We start from the raw sequence: 1,870 nt of genomic DNA on the forward strand, positions 1-1,870 counted from the left end.
GACCGCGTCCCACTACCTCGGCGACTGCCTGCGCGCTGACGAGGGCGAGAAGCTCTATCGCGTGGGCGGCGACGAGTTCGTCATCGTCTCTCCCATCAGCTCCCCCGACGAGCTCGGCGACCGCCTCGAGGCGGTGCGCGAGGGCCTCATGGCCAACGAGCAGAGCCCCGACGGCTCACTGGCCTTCACGTTCAGCTACGGCTGCTCCGTGATCGACCCCGTCCGCGGAGACAAGCGCCGCCAGCTCACCCTCGACCTCGACCGCCGCATGTACGTCTACAAGCTCGCGCACCGGCGCCGCGAGGTCACCGGCGGGGCGGGGCGCGCCCTCACCGCGGGCGACATCTTCGACGACCGGATCTTCCAGACGCTCTCGCTGTGCATGAAGGGCCGGTACTTCTTTGTGCACGACATCGCCACGAACCAGAGCCGCTGGTCGGTCAACGCTGTGCGCGACCTGGCGCTTCCCGGCGAGAACGTCCCGAACGCGATCGACGTCTTCGCCGGGCTCGCGCACCCCGAGGACCGCGACGCCTGGCTCTCCGACGTCATCGACCTGTGCGAGGGGAGAACGCAGCGCTGCTCGGTCCAGTACCGCATGCGCGACGCCTCTGGCCGCTACGCCATGTGCGAGATCCGGGGCTACCGCCTGAACGGCAGCGAGGACGAGCCCGCGCTCTTCGTCGGCATCATCTCGAACTACAGCATCGCCGACATGGCTGACCCCTCCTCGGCGCTGCCCGACGTCCGCGCGCTGATCTCGCGCATCGAGGAGTGCCGGATCTCGGGCGCGTCCGCCGGGCTCATCATGACCAAGCTCGAGGATTTCGAGCGCTACAACTCCGTCTACGGGTACGCCGTGGGCGACGGCATCCTCGCCGAGACCGCAGCGCGCCTGGTCTCGCTGCTGCGCGGGCGCGCGAAGGTGTTCCGCTACCGCGGCGCTCGCTTCTGCGTCGTGGCCGAGGGCGCCGACCAGAAGACCACCTCCGAGCTCGCCGACGCGATCCGCCACAGGCTCTTCTCGCCGCTCGAGGTCAAAGACAAGCTGCTCCGCGTGCCCGCGGTTGTGGTGTCGCGCCACCACAGCGTCGTCTCGGCGGGCACGTTCTCGGTGCTGAGCGACCTGCGCGACCTGTGCGAGTCGCAGAGCAAGGAAGGCGAGCTGCCCGTGCGCCGCGCCGCCGTCGGGGACGTCGCGGTCGAGGAGAATATCGACCCCCTGACCGGGCTTTGGCGCTCGAACGAGTTCCTCCGCCGCTCGAACCTCTACTGCGCGGGAGCGGGATCCCAGAAGTGCTGCCTGGTGAAGATCGACATCGGCAACATGCACATCTTCAATGAGTGGCATGGTCAAGGCCGCGGAAACGAGCTGCTCGCCGCGGTGGGCGCGACCCTCGCGCGGGCCGAGCGCGCGGGCAACGGCGTCGCCGGGTTCTGGGGCAACGACGACTTCACCTTGCTGTGCCCCAACGAGTGGACCCTCATCGACGACGTGTTCCTCCGGTTGTGCGAGGTCATAGCGTCGTTCGACGACTCCGTGGGCTTCACGCCGTCTTTGGGCGTCTGCCCGCTCGAGGAGCGCGCCGAGATCGGCATCGACGAGTACTCGAAGGCGACCTTCGCCTGCACGGCGGCGAAGCGCGACTACGAGAACCACGTCAAGTACTTCCAGCCGGTCGAGTACGCGCGCGAGCGCGGCGAGCACCTCCTGCTCTCCAAGTTCCAGTACGCGGTGACGGAGGGGCGCATCATGTTCTACCTGCAGCCGCAGGTGGAGATCGAGACGGGGCGGATCATCGGTGCCGAGGCGCTCGCCCGCTGGCGCCACAAGGACGGCAGCGTCACCTCGCCCGGGCAGTTCATGGAC

At 68.5% G+C, this 1,870-nt stretch carries 1 protein-coding gene; it reads left to right on the forward strand.

From position 1 onward, the window contains the following. Window positions 1–1,870: diguanylate cyclase domain-containing protein (locus ACT84W_RS10840; RefSeq protein WP_444329228.1), on the forward strand; the 1,870-nt coding region annotated here is incomplete at both ends.

Origin of the sequence: Paratractidigestivibacter sp. (assembly GCF_052362415.1) — a bacterium.
GTDB lineage: Bacteria > Actinomycetota > Coriobacteriia > Coriobacteriales > Atopobiaceae > Paratractidigestivibacter.